At 42.5% G+C, this 17,630-nt stretch carries 16 protein-coding genes; 6 read left to right on the top strand and 10 right to left on the bottom strand.

The annotated features are described in order from the left end of the window. Positions 1-51: 51 nt before the first annotated feature. On the bottom strand, positions 52-702 hold the full coding sequence (leuD, locus tag FD716_RS02355) for a 3-isopropylmalate dehydratase small subunit (RefSeq protein WP_139850764.1): 651 nt from the start codon (positions 700-702) through the stop codon (positions 52-54). A 15-nt stretch (positions 703-717) separates the two neighbouring features. After that, positions 718-2,151: a 3-isopropylmalate dehydratase large subunit gene (gene leuC / locus FD716_RS02350; RefSeq protein ID WP_139850763.1), complete on the bottom strand. Its 1,434-nt coding sequence runs from the start codon at positions 2,149-2,151 to the stop codon at positions 718-720. Positions 2,152-2,369: 218 nt separating this feature from the next. Between leuC and FD716_RS02345 the strand changes: the two genes are divergently transcribed. Further along, on the top strand, positions 2,370-2,606 hold the full coding sequence (locus FD716_RS02345) for a DUF2061 domain-containing protein (protein ID WP_139850762.1): 237 nt from the start codon (positions 2,370-2,372) through the stop codon (positions 2,604-2,606). A gap of 270 nt (positions 2,607-2,876) precedes the next feature. Then, the gene (locus FD716_RS02340) at positions 2,877-3,734 is read left to right on the top strand and encodes a LysR family transcriptional regulator (protein WP_139853591.1); all 858 of its coding nucleotides are present in this window, start codon (positions 2,877-2,879) and stop codon (positions 3,732-3,734) included. A gap of 150 nt (positions 3,735-3,884) precedes the next feature. Here the strand turns inward: FD716_RS02340 and FD716_RS02335 are convergent, their stop codons facing one another. From FD716_RS02335 to FD716_RS02325, 3 genes are all read right to left on the bottom strand, one after another. Continuing rightward, positions 3,885-4,130: a DUF2789 domain-containing protein gene (locus tag FD716_RS02335; protein ID WP_139850761.1), complete on the bottom strand. Its 246-nt coding sequence runs from the start codon at positions 4,128-4,130 to the stop codon at positions 3,885-3,887. A 77-nt stretch (positions 4,131-4,207) separates the two neighbouring features. After that, positions 4,208-4,720, bottom strand: coding sequence for a DUF2628 domain-containing protein (locus FD716_RS02330; RefSeq protein WP_139850760.1), 513 nt, complete (start codon positions 4,718-4,720; stop codon positions 4,208-4,210). A 293-nt stretch (positions 4,721-5,013) separates the two neighbouring features. Beyond that, entirely contained in the window at positions 5,014-5,664 is a 651-nt protein-coding gene (locus FD716_RS02325; protein WP_139850759.1) for an HAD family hydrolase, read from the bottom strand. A 184-nt stretch (positions 5,665-5,848) separates the two neighbouring features. Here FD716_RS02325 and FD716_RS02320 point away from each other — a divergent pair, with 184 nt between their 5' ends. Continuing rightward, the gene (locus FD716_RS02320; RefSeq protein ID WP_139850758.1) at positions 5,849-6,343 is read left to right on the top strand and encodes an RNA pyrophosphohydrolase; all 495 of its coding nucleotides are present in this window, start codon (positions 5,849-5,851) and stop codon (positions 6,341-6,343) included. A 79-nt stretch (positions 6,344-6,422) separates the two neighbouring features. After that, positions 6,423-8,717, top strand: a complete 2,295-nt coding sequence (gene ptsP / locus FD716_RS02315) for a phosphoenolpyruvate--protein phosphotransferase (protein WP_139850757.1) — start codon at positions 6,423-6,425, stop codon at positions 8,715-8,717. Positions 8,718-8,838: 121 nt separating this feature from the next. Here the strand turns inward: ptsP and FD716_RS02310 are convergent, their stop codons facing one another. Beyond that, entirely contained in the window at positions 8,839-9,042 is a 204-nt protein-coding gene (locus FD716_RS02310; protein WP_139850756.1) for a DUF7230 family protein, read from the bottom strand. A gap of 174 nt (positions 9,043-9,216) precedes the next feature. Next, positions 9,217-10,869 (bottom strand): acyl-CoA dehydrogenase family protein, encoded by a 1,653-nt coding sequence (locus tag FD716_RS02305; protein WP_139850755.1) that lies wholly within the window; start codon positions 10,867-10,869, stop codon positions 9,217-9,219. An 80-nt stretch (positions 10,870-10,949) separates the two neighbouring features. Between FD716_RS02305 and FD716_RS02300 the strand changes: the two genes are divergently transcribed. Both FD716_RS02300 and FD716_RS02295 read left to right on the top strand, forming a co-directional pair. Further along, positions 10,950-11,612, top strand: a complete 663-nt coding sequence (locus FD716_RS02300) for a TetR/AcrR family transcriptional regulator (RefSeq protein ID WP_139850754.1) — start codon at positions 10,950-10,952, stop codon at positions 11,610-11,612. A gap of 344 nt (positions 11,613-11,956) precedes the next feature. Then, entirely contained in the window at positions 11,957-13,477 is a 1,521-nt protein-coding gene (locus FD716_RS02295; RefSeq protein ID WP_139850753.1) for a catalase, read from the top strand. 218 nt (positions 13,478-13,695) lie between these two features. On the opposite strand, the gene FD716_RS02290 is transcribed toward FD716_RS02295, so the two are convergent. The 3 genes from FD716_RS02290 to hcaD all read right to left on the bottom strand — a co-directional run bounded on the left by FD716_RS02290 (position 13,696) and on the right by hcaD (position 17,628). Continuing rightward, the gene (locus FD716_RS02290) at positions 13,696-14,817 is read right to left on the bottom strand and encodes an MBL fold metallo-hydrolase (protein WP_139850752.1); all 1,122 of its coding nucleotides are present in this window, start codon (positions 14,815-14,817) and stop codon (positions 13,696-13,698) included. 509 nt (positions 14,818-15,326) lie between these two features. Then, complete coding sequence (locus FD716_RS02285; protein WP_139850751.1) at positions 15,327-16,217, bottom strand: DMT family transporter; 891 nt, start codon at positions 16,215-16,217, stop codon at positions 15,327-15,329. Between the two features lie 169 nt (positions 16,218-16,386). After that, positions 16,387-17,628, bottom strand: a complete 1,242-nt coding sequence (gene hcaD / locus FD716_RS02280; protein ID WP_407641912.1) for a 3-phenylpropionate/cinnamic acid dioxygenase ferredoxin--NAD(+) reductase subunit — start codon at positions 17,626-17,628, stop codon at positions 16,387-16,389. Between the last annotated feature and the right edge of the window lie 2 nt (positions 17,629-17,630).

Raw genomic sequence — 17,630 nt, 5'->3', positions numbered from 1 at the left:
TGCATGTTAGCAAGACTAAGGCATTGATGCTATGGTTTTAAACGCGCCTGTTTACGCTTTAAGTTCTTGAAAAACCCAAGGACGAGATTGGCGTGTTTTTGCTTCATAGGCACGAATATCATCAGCAACTTCTAAAGTTAAACCAATATCATCCAAGCCATTCAACAAACAATGTTTACGGAATGGATCAACTTCAAAGGCAAAGCTTGTACCGCTTGGTGTAGTCACCTGTTGCGCTGCCAAGTCAATATTCAATTGATAGCCTTCGTTTGCATCGCACTCTTTGAATAACTGGTCGATTGCATCTTCTGCTAAAACAACAGGTAACATGCCATTTTTAAAACAGTTATTAAAGAAAATATCAGCAAAACTCGGTGCAATCACCGTGCTAAAACCAAATTCACTTAATGCCCAAGGCGCATGCTCACGGCTCGAACCACAACCAAAGTTTTGACGTGCCAGTAATACGCTTGCGCCCTGATAGCGTGCTTGATTCAAAACAAAGGCAGGATTTTTAGGGCGAATACTATTGTCTTGACCTGGATAACCTTCATCAAAATAACGTAACTCATCAAATAAGTTATCACCAAAACCTGTGCGCTTAATCGACTTTAAAAACTGCTTTGGAATAATTAAGTCGGTATCAACGTTCGCACGGTCTAAGGGAGCAACAATTCCCTGCTCAACGGTATAGGCTTTCATCTATGACTCCACAAATTAGAATGAACGAACATCAACAAAGTGACCGGCAATTGCTGCAGCAGCAGCCATCGCAGGACTAACCAAATGGGTGCGACCGCCATTGCCCTGACGACCTTCAAAATTACGATTCGAGGTCGAAGCACAATGTTCACCGGGTTGTAATTTATCGGCATTCATTGCCAAGCACATCGAGCAACCCGGTTCACGCCATTCAAAACCCGCTTCGGTAAAGATTCTATCTAAACCTTCTGCTTCTGCTTGCTGTTTCACCAAACCTGAACCTGGCACAATCATCGCCTGTTTAATACTTTCAGCAACTTTACGCCCTTTGATCACTTCAGCCGCAGCACGAATATCTTCAATACGTGAGTTGGTACATGAACCAATAAAGACGCGGTCAAGCTGTACATCCGCCAAAGACTGGCCTGCATTTAAGCCCATATATTGATATGCACGCGTCCAATCATTGCGCTGTACGTCATTTTTAGCTTGTTCTAAAGTTGGTACAGCTTGTGAAACGGCAATCACCATTTCAGGTGAAGTTCCCCAAGACACTTGTGGCTCAATCTCTGCACCATCTAAGACTACAACGGTATCAAAATGTGCATTGGCATCAGAATGTAAAGTATTCCAGTATTCGACGGCGGCATCCCACTGCTCAGCTTGCGGCGCATAAGGGCGACCTTTCACATACTCGATGGTCTTGTCGTCAACTGCAACCATTCCGACACGTGCACCCGCTTCAATCGCCATATTACATACGGTCATACGTCCTTCAATCGACATATCGCGGAATACTTGTCCACCAAATTCAATGGCATGCCCCGTACCGCCAGCAGTACCAATTTCACCAATAATCGCCAAGACCACATCTTTCGGTGTTACGCCAAGGCCCAACTGGCCATCAACGCGCACCAACATATTTTTCATTTTCTTTTGAACAAGACATTGCGTTGCCAAAACATGTTCAACTTCAGAAGTACCAATACCGTGTGCCAAGCAACCAAATGCACCATGCGTTGCCGTATGTGAGTCACCGCAAACCACGGTCATACCTGGTAAAGTTAAACCTTGCTCTGGTCCAACAACATGTGCAATGCCTTGACGAATATCATTAATATCAAACTGAACCACATTGAAGCTTTTGCAGTTGTCATCTAAAGTTTGTACTTGAATGCGAGAAGTATCGTCCTCAATGCCCGAAATCCCTTGTTCGCGTTCTTTTTTAGACGTTGGAACGTTGTGATCTGGTGTTGCAATATTGGCACTTAAACGCCAAGGCTGACGCTGCGCCAACTGCAAGCCTTCAAAGGCTTGTGGAGAAGTCACTTCATGTAATAAGTGACGATCAATATAAAGTAGGCTTGAACCATCATCACGTTGTTTTACTAAATGGTCATCCCATAACTTGTCATATAATGTTTTTTCAGTTTTAGATATGCCTGCCATGTCGTCATGCTCCATAGGACTGGGTATTGCCGTTTTGATTCATTATAACCATGATTTTATATTAATCTAATTTATCATTTTTATTAATTAAAAAACTTATAGGAATGTATTAAGTGTTTTTCCAAAAAATAATTTATGAAGATTGATCAAATAGGTCTATACAATACATATGATAATGATTATCATTTTTATATTGGTTTTAAACGATTGGTGTCGCAATGTTAATTATTCAAAATTTTATCCGTTTCAATCGACGGACCTTAAAAAAAACCTTCAGTTACTATCTCATGCATATTGTGGTGGCAATGATTGTTGCTTACTTTGTCACTAAAAATCTGTGGATGGCCATGACTCTCAGCTTGCTTGAGCCAAGTGTGCAAGCCATTGCATTTTTCTTTCATGAGAAAATTTGGAACAGAAAGGAACAACCTCAAACGACTGAAGCACTTCACTAAACACCTGTACTGTGCTCAATCTAAGTTTAAAACGACAACTCAAATACGCCAGCTTAAAACCCCTAAACAATAGGTCAGGCAGAAAGACATGCAAAAATAATAACAGACGTGGCTCGCATCACTTGGCGAGCTCAGCAATCCCCTCTCTTGGCACAACAAAAGTAGTTGTGCCAAGGCAGGCCCAATGGCTTTTCGTATATTTCATTTGCTTAATTTAATTTTTGCTAAATAATAGAATTCGTATAAGAATTTGTTATGAATGGAATCGTCATGAACCTTGCTGCCTTTGAAGCATTTACCAAAGTTATGGAAACGGGCTCAATCTCAATGGCTGCGGAACTGCTGTTCATTACTCAACCTGCAGTCACCAAACGCATCCATACCTTAGAGGAGTATTTTGGAGTTAAGCTATTTGAGTCTGCTGGGCGCGGTATACAAGCAACCCATGCGGCCCATTCACTGCTACCCAAAGTTAGAAGTTGGCTCAATGACTTAAGTGATATTCACTACACCCTCAGCCATGAGCAAAATCAAGTCAGTGGAAAATTAAAAATTGGGACCAGTCATCATATTGGGCTACACCACCTCCCCAAACATTTAAAAAACTATGTACAACAATATGCTGATGTGGTGCTTGATGTGCATTTTGTTGACTCAGAACAAGCACATGAACAAGTCCTCTCCAGTGATTTAGAACTTGCCTTTTTAACCTTGCCCCCAGTATTAGACCAGCGTCTTAGCTATGTCACGATTTGGGAGGATCCTCTGGTATTTGTGGTCGCCCCTTTCCATCCTCTGGCACAAAAAAAAGATTTACGCTTAGAAGACCTTATCGCCTACCCCAGTTTATTGCCTGCGGTACAAACCTATACCAGTCAAATCACACTGGCTGAATTTGAGAAAAGAGGCTTAAAGCCCAAAGTCAGTATGAGTAATAATCCACTCGAGTCGATTCGAATGTTGGTCTCAATTGGCCTCGGTTGGTCTGTATTGCCAAAGACTTTGCTCAACCAAGATTTGCAACAACTTCACATTCCAATTCAGATGAACCGCCATCTCGGCATGGTTTGGCATCCTGGACGAACACAATCTCGTGCAGCGCAAGAACTCATTCAAATGATGAAATAGAAAGCGCTTTAATTAAAAGATAACGGATGATTAAAGTTCTGTTTATTCGCTCTGCAAAAAATAAAGCACCAAATCAATTTGGTGCTTTATTAAATAGGTACTCGACCATTGCTCGATTCGGTCTAATTCCTATTTTCAGAGTTAAATCCGTTAAGACTTAACGGAGTCTTCATGTAAAGCTTCATTGAGTTGATCGACGACAATTGCCCACTCGCCATCTGAACTTATTTTTTCTTGCAGAAACTGCCGCTGCGCATCTGTCCAAAAATGAGCATCCGCAATGAGCGTATCAGCAGACAATTGATGTGAGTCAATAAACTGTACAATCGCAGCTTCAGCTGAATCTAAACCCAACTGTTCAAATAGATTTGTCATTCTAGGTCTAACGTCACTCATTTTATTTCTCCGTCTATTTGTTTTCACTAAACAAGAACATAGCACCTTCATATGAAAAATAAAATTAAGTTGCGTAACTAGGCAAGAAATATAAAACTAAGCAACAGAACCATAACGACGAATATGCCACATGCAGCCACGATACTGGTTCGTCCCCGTTTTATCAGTTCATGTTCCAAGTTATTTGTTGCCAAGCTTTCAATTTTTCTAATCTTCTGCTCAACAAAGGCCTTATAAACAGGATTGGCATACATTCCTAGAGCAATCGCGATAGGCAATGAGAATAAAAAAATCTGAAATTCCAAGTATTCACTGATGGTGCCAACGCACAACATCAGTAAAATCACAAGGCATCCATAGACATACATTTTGCGATAAAAAAACCAGAGAAAACAAAAAAAGAAAGCACCGAAATTAAATCCAGAAGCTGCATTATTTTGGTCGATTTTAGAAAATTTCCCATAATAATACGTTGTAAATTTAGGACCGATAAAAAGCGCACGTTTACGATTGTCAGAAATGCTCATGCCTCGACGATCAACATGGCTACCGTGATGAGGAAACACTGGTACACTATTGTTTTGACTCATATTATTCCTATTCTTTTATTATTCAACGACCCAAGCCGTGGTACAGCATCCCTGCGCAACACCCTAGCCAAGCATATTGAGTTTTACTTTGAATAAAAAATTGAGTGCGCTCTGGCAATAGAATAGATCAAATTACAATGGTTATTACTAAGCCCTAAGCAGCAACACACTCAACTTTTTAGAATTATTTTAATAACGGTCTTGAGCATACTATTTCAATAAAAAAAACAGCGTATAAACGCTGTTTGTAATTCATAACGGTGTGAGCCAAGCATGTAAACTTTCTTATGGCTTTAGAGCGACCAATCTTGGATGACCCACTGACGTTCCTCAGCCAAAGCAGCTAAGCGATCATCAGGTGATACCACAATGGCATGATCAGCATATTCAAGTAAAAAACGGTCATTAATAGAATCGGAATAAGCCCATGACTCAGTCACTTGACGTCCATTTAACCATTGCGCCAAACGTTCAAGTTTGCCTTGTTGATAACAAGGTATGCCAGCCACTTTACCGGTATAGCCATCTGCGTGTAACTCAGCCGTGGTCGCAATCACCTCAGTAATACCAAATTCATGGAAAATCGGTGCAGTAATAAAGTCAGAGGTTGCGGTAATACCCACTAAGGCATGGCCTGCTGCACGATGTTTTTCAATTGCCGCAAAACCTTGTGGTCGCATTTGTGCACGAATAACTTTTTGCATAAATTGTTGATGTAACTGCTGAAGTTCGGCTAAATCGTGTTGAGTTAAAAACTCAAATACAAATTCGTTATACGCAATCGGGTCAAGCTGCCCAGCTTTATAATCTTCGTAAAATTGATTGTTCATTTGACGATGTCGAATCGGATCAACTAAACCTTCATTGACCAAAAATTCACCCCAAGAATGGTCAGAATCTGTATTTAGTAGGGTGTGGTCGAGATCAAACAACGCCAATTTCATGAAAATATCCGTTCAAACTGAAATTTAAGAAAAAAAATGTAAATCTATCACCGCTAGTCGATAGAAATTCGTTAAGATCATAGCAATTTTAAAACATTATTACTTTGAATATTTCGAGATGGACAATGCAAGCCTACGTCCCCGAAGCCAAGGTCAACAATTTTAATAGATTTTAGGTAGCCAAATGATCGATTCAGAAGGTTTCCGACCGAATGTCGGGATCATTTTGGCAAATGATGATGGACAAGTTCTATGGGCAAAACGCATTGGCCATAATGCATGGCAATTTCCTCAAGGTGGTATTCATGTAGGAGAATCTCCCGAACAAGCATTGTTTCGGGAACTTCATGAAGAAGTCGGATTATTGCCAGAGCATGTTCAAATAATTGCGCAAACTGAAGGTTGGTTGCATTATCGTTTGCCACATCGGTACATTCGGTCTGATTCAGACCCAATATGTATCGGACAAAAGCAGAAATGGTTTTTATTAAAACTGACTGCTTCAACACAATTTATTCAGCTCAACTCGTCTGATCCGCCAGAGTTTGATCAATGGCAATGGGTAAGTTATTGGTATCCTCTTGGACAAGTCGTGAATTTTAAGCGTGATGTTTACCGTAAAGCGATGGTGGAACTGTGTATGCAATTGCCTTTGCAAACCAGAGGAAATTCATTGTGATGGCACATGTTTTTTTATAAGACTACTGTTATAACTATATTTTATCTTCAGATATTAGAATTTTAAGGAGTTGGCTTAAATGTCAAACATGCAACTGGATACCCTGAGACGAATTGTTCAAGAAATCAATACGTCTGTCAGTTTGCATGAATCCTTAGAAATCATGGTGACTCAAGTCTCTGAAGCCATGCAAGTTGATGTCTGTTCCATCTATTTATTAGATGAACGTAATCAACGTTATTTACTCATGGCGACCAATGGATTGAATCCTGAATCTGTAGGCAATGTTTCCTTGCAACTTGGTGAGGGTTTAGTTGGCTTGGTTGGGCAACGTGAAGAAATCGTCAATCTCGATGATGCAACCAAGCATGAACGCTTTGCTTACTTCCCAGAAACAGGTGAGGAGATTTACAACTCATTTCTGGGCGTACCTGTCATGTATCGCCGCAAGGTGATGGGTGTCATGGTGGTGCAAAATAAAAAGACCCAATTCTTTAGTGAGGCTGCTGAATCGTTTTTAGTAACGCTTTGCGCGCAATTGTCTGGGGTGATTGCACATGCCCATGCGGTTGGAAATATTGATGTTTTCCGTAAACCTAACAATGCTGCAAGTTATAAAACCTTTCAAGGTGCTTCGGGTGCAGGCGGGATTGCACTCGGACGTGCCATCATTCTGTATCCGCTTGCCGATTTGGCCGCTGTGCCAGATCGTGAAGTCGATGATATTAGTGAAGAACTCGATTTACTTGATCAAGCCATCGAAGCTGTTCGTAAAGAAATTCAATCGCTTGATGAGAAAATGCTCGATTCATTGATGTCTGAGGAACGTGCTTTATTTAGTGTGTTCCTGAGAATGCTCGATGAAAATGCGCTTCCTGCAGAAATTAAAGAACATATTCGCGATGGTAACTGGGCACAAGGTTCAGTGAAGCGTGTCATTGATCGACATATCGCACTATTTGCGCAAATGGAAGATGACTATTTACGTGAACGGGTTTCAGATTTAAAAGATCTTGGACGACGCATTTTAGCAGCATTACAAGAGTCTGATTCAAGTCATAAAGAACTCAGTTCTGACAGTATTCTGATTGGTGAGGAAATTAGTACAGCGGCATTGGTTGAGCTGCCTGTAGGCAAAATTGCGGCCATTGTCACCTCTGAAGGTGCAGCCAATTCGCATATGGTCATTGTTGCGCGTGCGCTCGGCATTCCGACCGTGGTTGGCGTGACTGAACTTCCAATCAATAGCTTAGATGATGTTGAGCTCATTGTAGATGCCTATCAGGGCCGCGTTTTTGTCAATCCACCACGTCGTTTGCGTCAACGTTATAAAGAAATTCAAAAAGAAGAAGAACAAATTGCCAAAGACTTAAAGCAATACGAAACCAAAGATGCGATTACCCCAGATGGCGTTGCTGTGAAACTCTACGTCAATACTGGTCTGATGATTGATGTGGTTCGCGGTGTACAACGTGGTGCTAAAGGCGTTGGGCTCTATCGTTCAGAAATTCCATTTATGTTGCGCGAGCGTTTCCCAGGCGAAGAAGAACAGCGTGCGATTTATCGCCAACAGCTCAGCCATTTTGCCAATAAACCCGTGGTCATGCGTACCCTAGACATTGGTGCAGACAAAGACCTGCCCTATTTTGCCATCGAAGAAGAAAACTCTGCTCTCGGTTGGCGTGGTATTCGCTTTACCCTCGATCATCCTGAGATTTTCTCTTCACAAATTCGTGCCATGCTCAAAGCCAGTATTGGCTTGAATAACCTGCATATTTTATTGCCGATGGTTACTAGCGTGAGTGAAGTCGAAGAAGCGCTGTATCTTTTAGAGCGCGACTGGATTGCAGTGCAGGAAGAAGAAGAAGTTAAGATCACCAAACCTAAAATTGGGATTATGGTTGAAGTACCTAGTGTACTGCTGCAAATTGAAGAGTTTTCCGAATTGGTCGACTTTTTCTCAGTCGGTTCCAATGACTTAATTCAATATTTATTGGCGGTCGATCGTAATAATCCACGGGTTTCTAGTGTTTATTCACACTTCCACCCTTCGGTGTTGCGTACCCTACAACGCCTAGTGAAAGAATGTCATAAGTACAATAAGCCAATTAGTATTTGTGGTGAAATGGCCGGTGATCCCCTATCTGCGATTTTGCTAATGGCAATGGGCTTTAATACCCTGTCCATGAGTTCAAGTAATATTCTGCGGGTGCGTAAAGCAATTTGTCATATCTCAATGACGGATGCGCAAGCCTTATTAGAAAAAGTCGTAAAAATGAATAACCCACTCACGGTGCAAAGTTGGATGGAATATCATTTTAAAACCCACGGATTGGCAGATATGGTGAAATCTTCAAGAATGCTAACTGTTTAACCTATTGTTTTTATTTAATATTGCTTACTTATTGCTCGTTTTTCAATATGCGTTGTTTAATATTGATTAGATGTTTGCTTGTTTTAAGCGTGATTGGTTGTTTAGTTCGAAAAATTAATGTTTAAGCATAGACTGTTGAAAGCATAAAAGTAGACAAAGAAAAAGGGCGATCTTCCTGAGAATATCGCCCTTTTTTATGTTTTTCATAACCACGTTTTAAATCTTTCTTGCGGTCTACAAATACCTGACTTTGATTGACTTCGTGCATGTGTTTGGCAACGAAATTGTTTAAAACCAATGCTGGTTTTTTCTTGGCTTTGGCCATCGTTTCACCTATCTATTCTTAGCGGTTATTGCAGCAGCCGAACAGTTGCTGCAATGCAAGATTGTATGCCGTTTAAACTAAATTGCAAGTGGCTGGATCAAACGACGCCAAGTCTCTGCTCTTGCGCCGTATCTAGACCCGCTTTTTTAAAGTAACAAACCTCATGGTCTAGCATCAAACCGCAAAGGCGCGATTTAAGATCTGTTCAACATCAATATCGACGCTGCTCATCATGCCGACGACCCAGCCATTAAAACCGCTATAACGCGACTGAATAAATGCCGATGCAACAAAGTCTGGCGCATGCTGTTGTAGTAAAACTGCTTGAACTAAAATCACCAAACGACTGACTAAACCCCGCGCCATAAACTGCATTTCGGTTGGGTCTAGGCGAGTAAATAAACTTGATAAATCATTCAGTTCGTCTTGCAGAATTTGATCATGTTGGGTCACTTCAGCCAGAGAGTTAAACAGCACGCTGATCAATTCGGGATCACGTTGTACCGCGCGCAATACATCGAGACACATGACATTGCCAGAGCCTTCCCAAATGGTATTGACTGGGGCTTCTTTAAAAATCCGCGCCATGATGCCGGTATCGACATAGCCATTGCCACCAAAGACTTCCATCGCCTCCCCGCTGAGTTCCACCGCACGTTTACAGATCCAAAACTTGGCTGCTGGAGTCATGATCCGTCGCCATGCCAAAGCCAGAGCATCCTCACGATCATAGCAATGCGCCAAATAAAAACTCAATTGCATGGCAGCTTCTGTTTCCAAAGCCAAATCAACCAACACTGCTTGCATTAACGGTTGTTCAGCCAGTGTTTTACCAAAAGCCTGACGTTGTCGGGTATAGGCAATGCACTGCACCAACGCCTGACGCAGCATGGCGCTTGATCCGACTGAACAAGTCAAACGGGTGTAGTTGGCCATTTCAATAATGGTGGGAATCCCTCGGCCAGCCTCGCCCATCATGATGCCCCACGCATCTTTGAATTCGACCTCAGAACTGGAATTGCTCTGGTTGCCGACCTTGGCTTTTAAACGTTGAATATGAATTTGATTTTTACTGCCATCCTCTAACCAGCGCGGCACATAAAAACAAGCCAAACCATCATGTTCGGTTTGTGCCACCACCAAATGTGCATCCGACATCGGTGCGGAGAAAAACCATTTATGCCCTGTCAGCAAATAGGCCTGACCACGCCCTGCGGCTGCAACAGGTCGTGCAAAAGTTTGATTGGCACGCACATCGGAACCGCCCTGCTTTTCTGTCATGCCCATTCCGATCCAAATCGATTTTTTCTGAGCGATGGGAAGGTCACGTGGGTCGTATTCTGTTGATAATAATTTTTCGCCCAACTGCTCCCACAGTGCAGATTCGCGCTGAATCAAGGAAATACTGCCTAAAGTCATGGCATTGGGACACAAGTTTCCGCTTTCAACTTGGCCACTGATAAAGAATCGCGCTGCCCAGTCGAGCCAATGTTGCTGCCGGGTTTCCGCTAAAAAGGGATGTGCATGTACACCGTAACTGCGGTTTAGTGCCATCCAGTGATGCCATGCAGGATGAAATTCGAGCACATCAATGCGGCGACCACGCGCATCAAAATTGTGTAATATCGGTGTGTGACGATTGGCCAAATCGGCATATTGATAATAAATATCAGAACCGACCACTTGCCCCAACTCAGCGAATATCGGTGTGGATTGACTACCATAACGCTGCAAAATTTCTTGCAGCACTTGGTCGCTCGCAAACAGGTTATATCCGCTCAGTTCGTCAAATTGATTTGAAATATCATGTGTTTGCCATACCTGCATATCAATTCCCTCACTTGTTATTTTATTGAATACCGATCAGTATAGGTTAATTTTTGTCTGTTTATGTTCGGGTTCTAGCCATGACTATTTCACCCATCAAAGTACGACGTAAGCCACTTCAGTCAAGATCGCGTATGACACAAGACGCGCTGATTGAAAGTTTTGTTCGGCTTTTACAAGAAAAATCTGCAGTAGAAATGACCATTCGTGAGATTACCGATATTGCGGGTGTCGGTTTAGGTACTTTTTATGAATACTTTAGCCAAAAAGAAGACTTGATCGCCCTGACCATCCATCAATTCATAAAATACAATGCGCGACTCCTACAACAGCAAGCGCCCTTACTGATCAATCATGGCCATCTTCCGCTCAAATCGTATGTCCAGCAACTGTTACAATCTCAGCTTGAACAGATCAAAAGCCAACAGGTGATTTGGGCCAAACTATTTTTATTAGAGCGCCAAGTTTCAAGCCCAGAAGCCTATCAAAAGCATTATGCGTTGATGGTGGATACTTGGCACACCACGCTGAGTTTGTATGCCAATGCCAACCATTCGCCACTCAATTTAGACTTTGCCGCATTGGCGTTAAATATTCATCGCATCAGTTATAGCTTTATTTCACAAAGCCTTCTATGCGAAGCACAATTTTCACAGTGGTCACAATTACAAGCCGATATCGCTATAGCCATAGATGCATTTATACCGCACGCAGTCTCGTCCCCCTCAATGCCTTCAACATGATTGAGAAAAGTGATTAACTTCAATTTTTAAATCGATTTGAGTTATGAACTAGTTTGGATTAGATTTGAGTTCAGCATTTATGTTCTACCTTATTTTAATTTAGGACATCAGTCTAAGACTGAGCAAATGGCAATGTGATTCAGTCATATTTAACTGCGCTATAACCGATTTGATCATGACTTTTATGTTCAAAAAACAGCCTTAAAACTTGCATTTGAGTTAACATTTATCCACTGTATTAATGTTACGCAGCCAGATAATGTAGCGTGGTTCAGCCAATTTTATTTTATGCAAATCCATACACTTACTTTTAAATAGCATTATGAATAATATGGAGAAATACAATGAGCCAAGACCCTAGAAAATGTCCAGTCACCCATCTCACCACTGATTTTGGCGCACCTGTTGCCGACAACCAAAACAGCTTAACTGCAGGTGCACGCGGGCCGCTGCTTGCCCAAGATTTGTGGCTCAATGAGAAACTGGCAAACTTTGCACGTGAAGTCATTCCAGAGCGTCGTATGCATGCCAAAGGTTCGGGTGCTTTCGGTACATTTACCGTGACTCATGATATTAGCCAATACACCCGCGCCAAAATTTTTAGCGAAATTGGTAAAAAAACTGAAATGTTTGCCCGCTTTACCACGGTTGCTGGCGAACGTGGTGCAGCAGATGCGGAACGTGATATTCGTGGTTTTGCCCTGAAGTTTTATACCGAAGAAGGCAACTGGGACATGGTTGGGAACAACACACCTGTGTTCTTTATGCGTGATCCAAGAAAATTCCCAGATCTAAACAAAGCAGTTAAACGTGATCCGCGCACCAATATGCGTAGTGCAACCAATAACTGGGATTTCTGGACGTTATTGCCAGAGTCATTGCACCAAGTCACTATTGTGATGTCAGACCGTGGTATTCCAAAAAGCTTCCGTCATATGCATGGCTTTGGTAGCCACACCTATAGTTTCATCAATGCACAAAATGAACGTTTCTGGGTAAAGTTCCATTTCCGTACACAGCAAGGTATTGAAAACACAACCGATGCTGAAGCAGAAGCCATTGTTGCCAAAGACCGTGAAAGCAACCAACGTGATTTGTTCAATGCCATTGAAGAAGGCAACTTCCCGAAATGGAAACTCTATGTGCAAATCATGCCTGAAACCGATGCAGATAAAGTCCCTTATCACCCATTCGATTTAACCAAAGTTTGGCCGAAAGGCGATTACCCATTAATTGAAGTCGGTGAATTTGAACTAAATCGCAATCCTGAAAACTTCTTCCTCGATGTGGAACAATCGGCCTTTGCACCAAGCAACTTGGTTCCAGGGATCAGCGTTTCGCCAGACCGCATGTTACAAGCACGTTTGTTTAACTATGCAGATGCACAGCGCTACCGTTTAGGTGGTAATTATCAACAAATTCCAGTCAATGCTGCACGCTGTCCGGTATTCTCCAATCACCGTGATGGTCAAGGTCGTACCGACAGTAACTATGGTGGTCTGCCACACTATGAGCCAAACAGCTTTAACCAGTGGCAAGAACAACCGCAATACCAAGAGCCACCACTAAAAATTACAGGGGATGCAGCGCATTGGGATTTCCGTCAAGATGATGCAGATTACTTTAGCCAACCGCGTGCCTTGTTTAATTTAATGACTGCGGAACAACAGCAAGCCTTATTTAACAACACCGCAGGTGCAATGGGCGATGCACTTGATTTTATTAAGTATCGTCATATTCGTAACTGCTATGCCTGTGATCCGGCCTATGGGCAAGGGGTTGCCAAAGCACTTGGCTTAAGCGTTGAAGATGCACAAGCAGCACGTGCAACCGATCCTGCACTTGGTCAAGCAAGCTTACTCTAAGCTACTGATTAGACCGCAATAAAAAACCACCTTCGGGTTAATACCAGTCAGTTAAGGGATTTTGTGGTTTAAAAGCACCCTCTTCCCAGCCTTCTCCCAAAGGGAGAAGGGGCTTTCAGATGCAACTGATCAATCAAAAACAGTTGTATTTGTCTTAACTGATTGGCATTAACCTTCGGGTGGTTTTTTAGTTTTTGCGCAAACGTCATATCATGGGCTTAGACCACGACTTTCATGCCTTCTCGAATGCAATAGAATGGGTTCATTAGTTTTGAAGAATGTTTCATGGCTTGATACAAGTCCTTTTCAGGTTGATCACGCATTTCATCCGTCAACTGAAAAGTCCGATAATGAATTGCCAGTGAGCGCTTGGCCTGCAAATCCAAATGTGCCTGAAATGCATCTTGCGGATTCATATGCATATAACGCATCAACTCACGTGGCTCATAGGCACCAATCGGTAACAGCGCAATGCGCGGTGTACCTAAGCGTTTTTGAATTTCTTTAAAATGCGGTGAATAACCGGTATCTCCTGCAAAAAAACAATGCCCCTGCTCGGTCAACAAAGAAAAGCCACCCCACAACGCGGCATTTTGATCACGCATACCACGACCTGAACCATGTTGGGCAGGTGTATAAATCACTTTAATGCCATGAAAGAGTTCGGACTGCCACCAATCCATCTCAATAATATGAAATGATTTATCCATGTAACAGCTATTGCCCAAGCCGGTATAAATTGGCATGGCAAATTTTTCATGTAACCAGCGCAGACTAGCAATATCCATATGATCGTAGTGATTATGGCTCAGCAGTACCGCATGAATTTGAGGTAAATGTTCTAAGGCGATGCCAGCAGGACACACCCGTTTGGGGCCCATCCCTTGTCTTGGACTGACATGGTCAGCCCATACCGGATCGGTCAAAAAGTTATAGGGACCGATTTGAATTAAGGCAGTGGCATGTCCAACAAACCAAACTTTCCAATCATCCATATCCGCATCTGGGCGGTTTTCTGGCAGCTTGGGCTTAATCGCGGCAAAGAACTTTGTCGTCTCTTGCTCGCTATCTACCTGCCAAGTCTGCGACTTTCTAAGCATAATCCATTTGACCAGATCCCAACGGGTACGACCGTCTGGGCTTGGATGCTCATTGAAAAACTGCTTACCATTGTGATGTTTACAGTTGGTAATCGGATATACAGGTGCAAACCAAGTATGCGTCAAACAATTGACGGTACGCAGGCGGTAATGCAAGATTGGGCTTGGTTTAGGATGGTCTATTTCGGATTGATCAATGACAAGATCAAGATTCGGATCAGTCCCCACTTTATTCGGCATGGTTATACTAAACACTCTTTCATGGGTTTAACTTCAACTCAAAATCACACAACATATGTCTAAAAAACCAATCAATGACAGCGGTCGCCATTGATGAGATTGCAACATCGCCAGCAAAACATGACGATTTAACGGTGAAGGAAAACAGTATAAAATACACCAATTTAATTACTTCTTGCTTATCTCTCTAAAAATTTCCCACTTTGACTGTGAAGTAAATTTTGATAAAACAAACTTAAGTTAAGTGTAACATGTAAAAAAGCACTTCTAAAATCAATCATTTTTATTTCAGCATCCAACATGGCCAGCCACATTCAAACTGTCGAAACACATTCAATCCATAGGTTCAGCAGTTGCAGCTCAACTTACCTCAATTCACGGAAATAAGCCATATTGACAATGCAGCTTGAATATTAGCGTAACGACTTTCAATTTTTATTTGGCTTTTTGTTGTTCGAGTTATAGGCTTTTACATCCCCTAAACCTCTAAAAAGCACAAGAAAATCCCCTCAATTGCTGGCACGCTTGCCAAAAAAATAAATGATCATTCCCAGCAATACCAATACCAAGCCAAACATCAGATGCGCGCTCATTGGCTCTGCATTCAAAATCACGCCTAAACTCAGTGCAATGCCTGGCGTCATCAGGTTACTTAAGGCAAAAGTCGATGCGGGTAGCCGTGGGATCAGCCAGAAATAACACAGCATCGCAACGATAGATGACATCAGCACTGTAAATAAAAAAGCGAACCCACTCTGCATACTCGGAATTTGGGTGGGTGCATCCTCCCAAATAAAAGGCAAAAACAACAGCGCAGCCAAAGCTGAAATCACCAAAGCACCTGTGGCTTGAGACATTGGGCTTAAGTTCGCATTGATTTTTTTCACCCAAAAAATTGAGCAGATATAACAAAGGACACTGATAAACATCAACAACACCCCGAATGGATCAGGTGCAGCTTGGCCTTGTTCTGTCAAAATAAAAATTAAACCACTCAGCGCGACCAACATACCAAGCCATTGACGTAGCTGTAGTCGATTACTTTTTAAAAGAAAATGCTCAATCAGACCGGCAATTAATGGTGCAAAAGCATAAATTAAAACCATCATGCCTGAGTGCAGCGTGGTTGCAGCCAAATAGATAAATAACTGTGCCCCAATCAAATTGAGACTACCCGCCAAATAACTGGTTAAAGACTGCCGATCGGTCGCCAAACGTTGTTTTATCAGTAACAACAAACTGAGCATGATCACGCTGGCCATCAGATAACGTAGCAGTAACGCCCACAATGGTGCGAGCTCTTGGGTGGTCCAGACCACAGCCAATGGGGTGGTCGCCCAGATTCCCACCAAAAGCGCATAAATAAAAATAATGACCAGCAGCGAATGAGGAAAATGCATGTTTTTTATATCCATATTGAAAACGAGGCCACATCAACATCGCGTACTGAATGTACATCGGTGAGAATAAAAGCATGACACAAAAAAAACCACTGAACTGGGTATTCAGTGGTAAAGTCAAAAACAGAGTCCCTGCTGACGAAGCATTAAGATCAATCTTAAAATCTATTTAAACCATTTTACGAAGCTGTTGAGTTGGGTCTAAATGCAACTCGGTTGAAAATTGACTATGTCCAGCAACCATTTTTTTCACATGGCGCATTTCTTTGGCGGCATTCACGGTGATGCCTGCAACAATAATCTGATTTGAAACCCCAAATAAAATAAATGAAGGGTTCTGAACAGAATGATCCATTTCCCCACGGATGTACCATTCATCCGCCCCCATGTCGCCAACAAACTGATAGTTGGTGCCGAGTTGATCACTCCAGAACCATGCAGGATTGGCTTGTGGATGCGCAACGCCCATCACATGCCGTGCAAAAATAGCAGCCTGCAAATTGGCATTTTCCCAAGTTTCCACACGGCGATACTGTCCATCACAACGTAGCTGAGTAGCGACATCACCCGCAGCATAAATATCTGCAACTGAAGTTTGGCAATTGGCATCGACTTGAATCGCACTCATGCCATCAACAGCCAAACCCGCAGCAACGGCCAATTGGCTATTGGGTACAATGCCAATCCCATAAATAATGGCATCTGCACGTAAGACTTCAACATCACCACGACTATTGCTAAGCTGAAGAACCAGCTCATCTCCTTCGAGTTGACACTGTTTAATCTGGGTATTTAAGCGTACATCAATGCCGTGCTGGCAATGCTGGGTTAGCAAATAATCCGCTAAAATTGCAGGTGTAGTCCGTCCCATCAAACGAGAACCGACTTCGAGCAAGGTCACCTGACAGTCTTTGGCACGTGCCGAAGAAGCCAACTCCAAACCAATCACCCCACCACCAATTAAGATAATCCGACGATTAGGTTGTAACACTTGAATCAAAGCTTGTGCATCTTCAAGCGTGCGCAAGGTATAGACCTGTTGATTGAGTGCATCAAGATCAGGTAAACGACGTGCCGAGCCCCCCGTTGCCAACAGTAATTTATCGTAGCCAATCACGTCACCATTGTGCAGATGCACTTGATGCATATTTGGCTCAATCTTCACTACCGCTTGTCCAGCAAGATGCACTACGCCCAATTCCAACAACTTTTCTGCAGATAGAATTTCAAGCTTGCATTGTTCAGGCGTTAAAATTGCATCTTTTGATAATGGCGGACGTTCATACGGTAGATGCTGTTCATCGCCAATCAAAATAATTTTGCCCTGATAGTGTTGGGCGCGTAATTCTAAAATGGCACTGGCACCTGCTTGGCCGGCACCAATAATCAGCACAGTTTCAACTTTTTCGATCG

Source organism: Acinetobacter pullicarnis, assembly GCF_006352475.1.
Lineage (GTDB): Bacteria > Pseudomonadota > Gammaproteobacteria > Pseudomonadales > Moraxellaceae > Acinetobacter > Acinetobacter pullicarnis.
The sequence above is the reverse complement of the archived record's forward strand: the minus strand, read 5'-3'. Positions and strand labels throughout refer to the sequence as shown.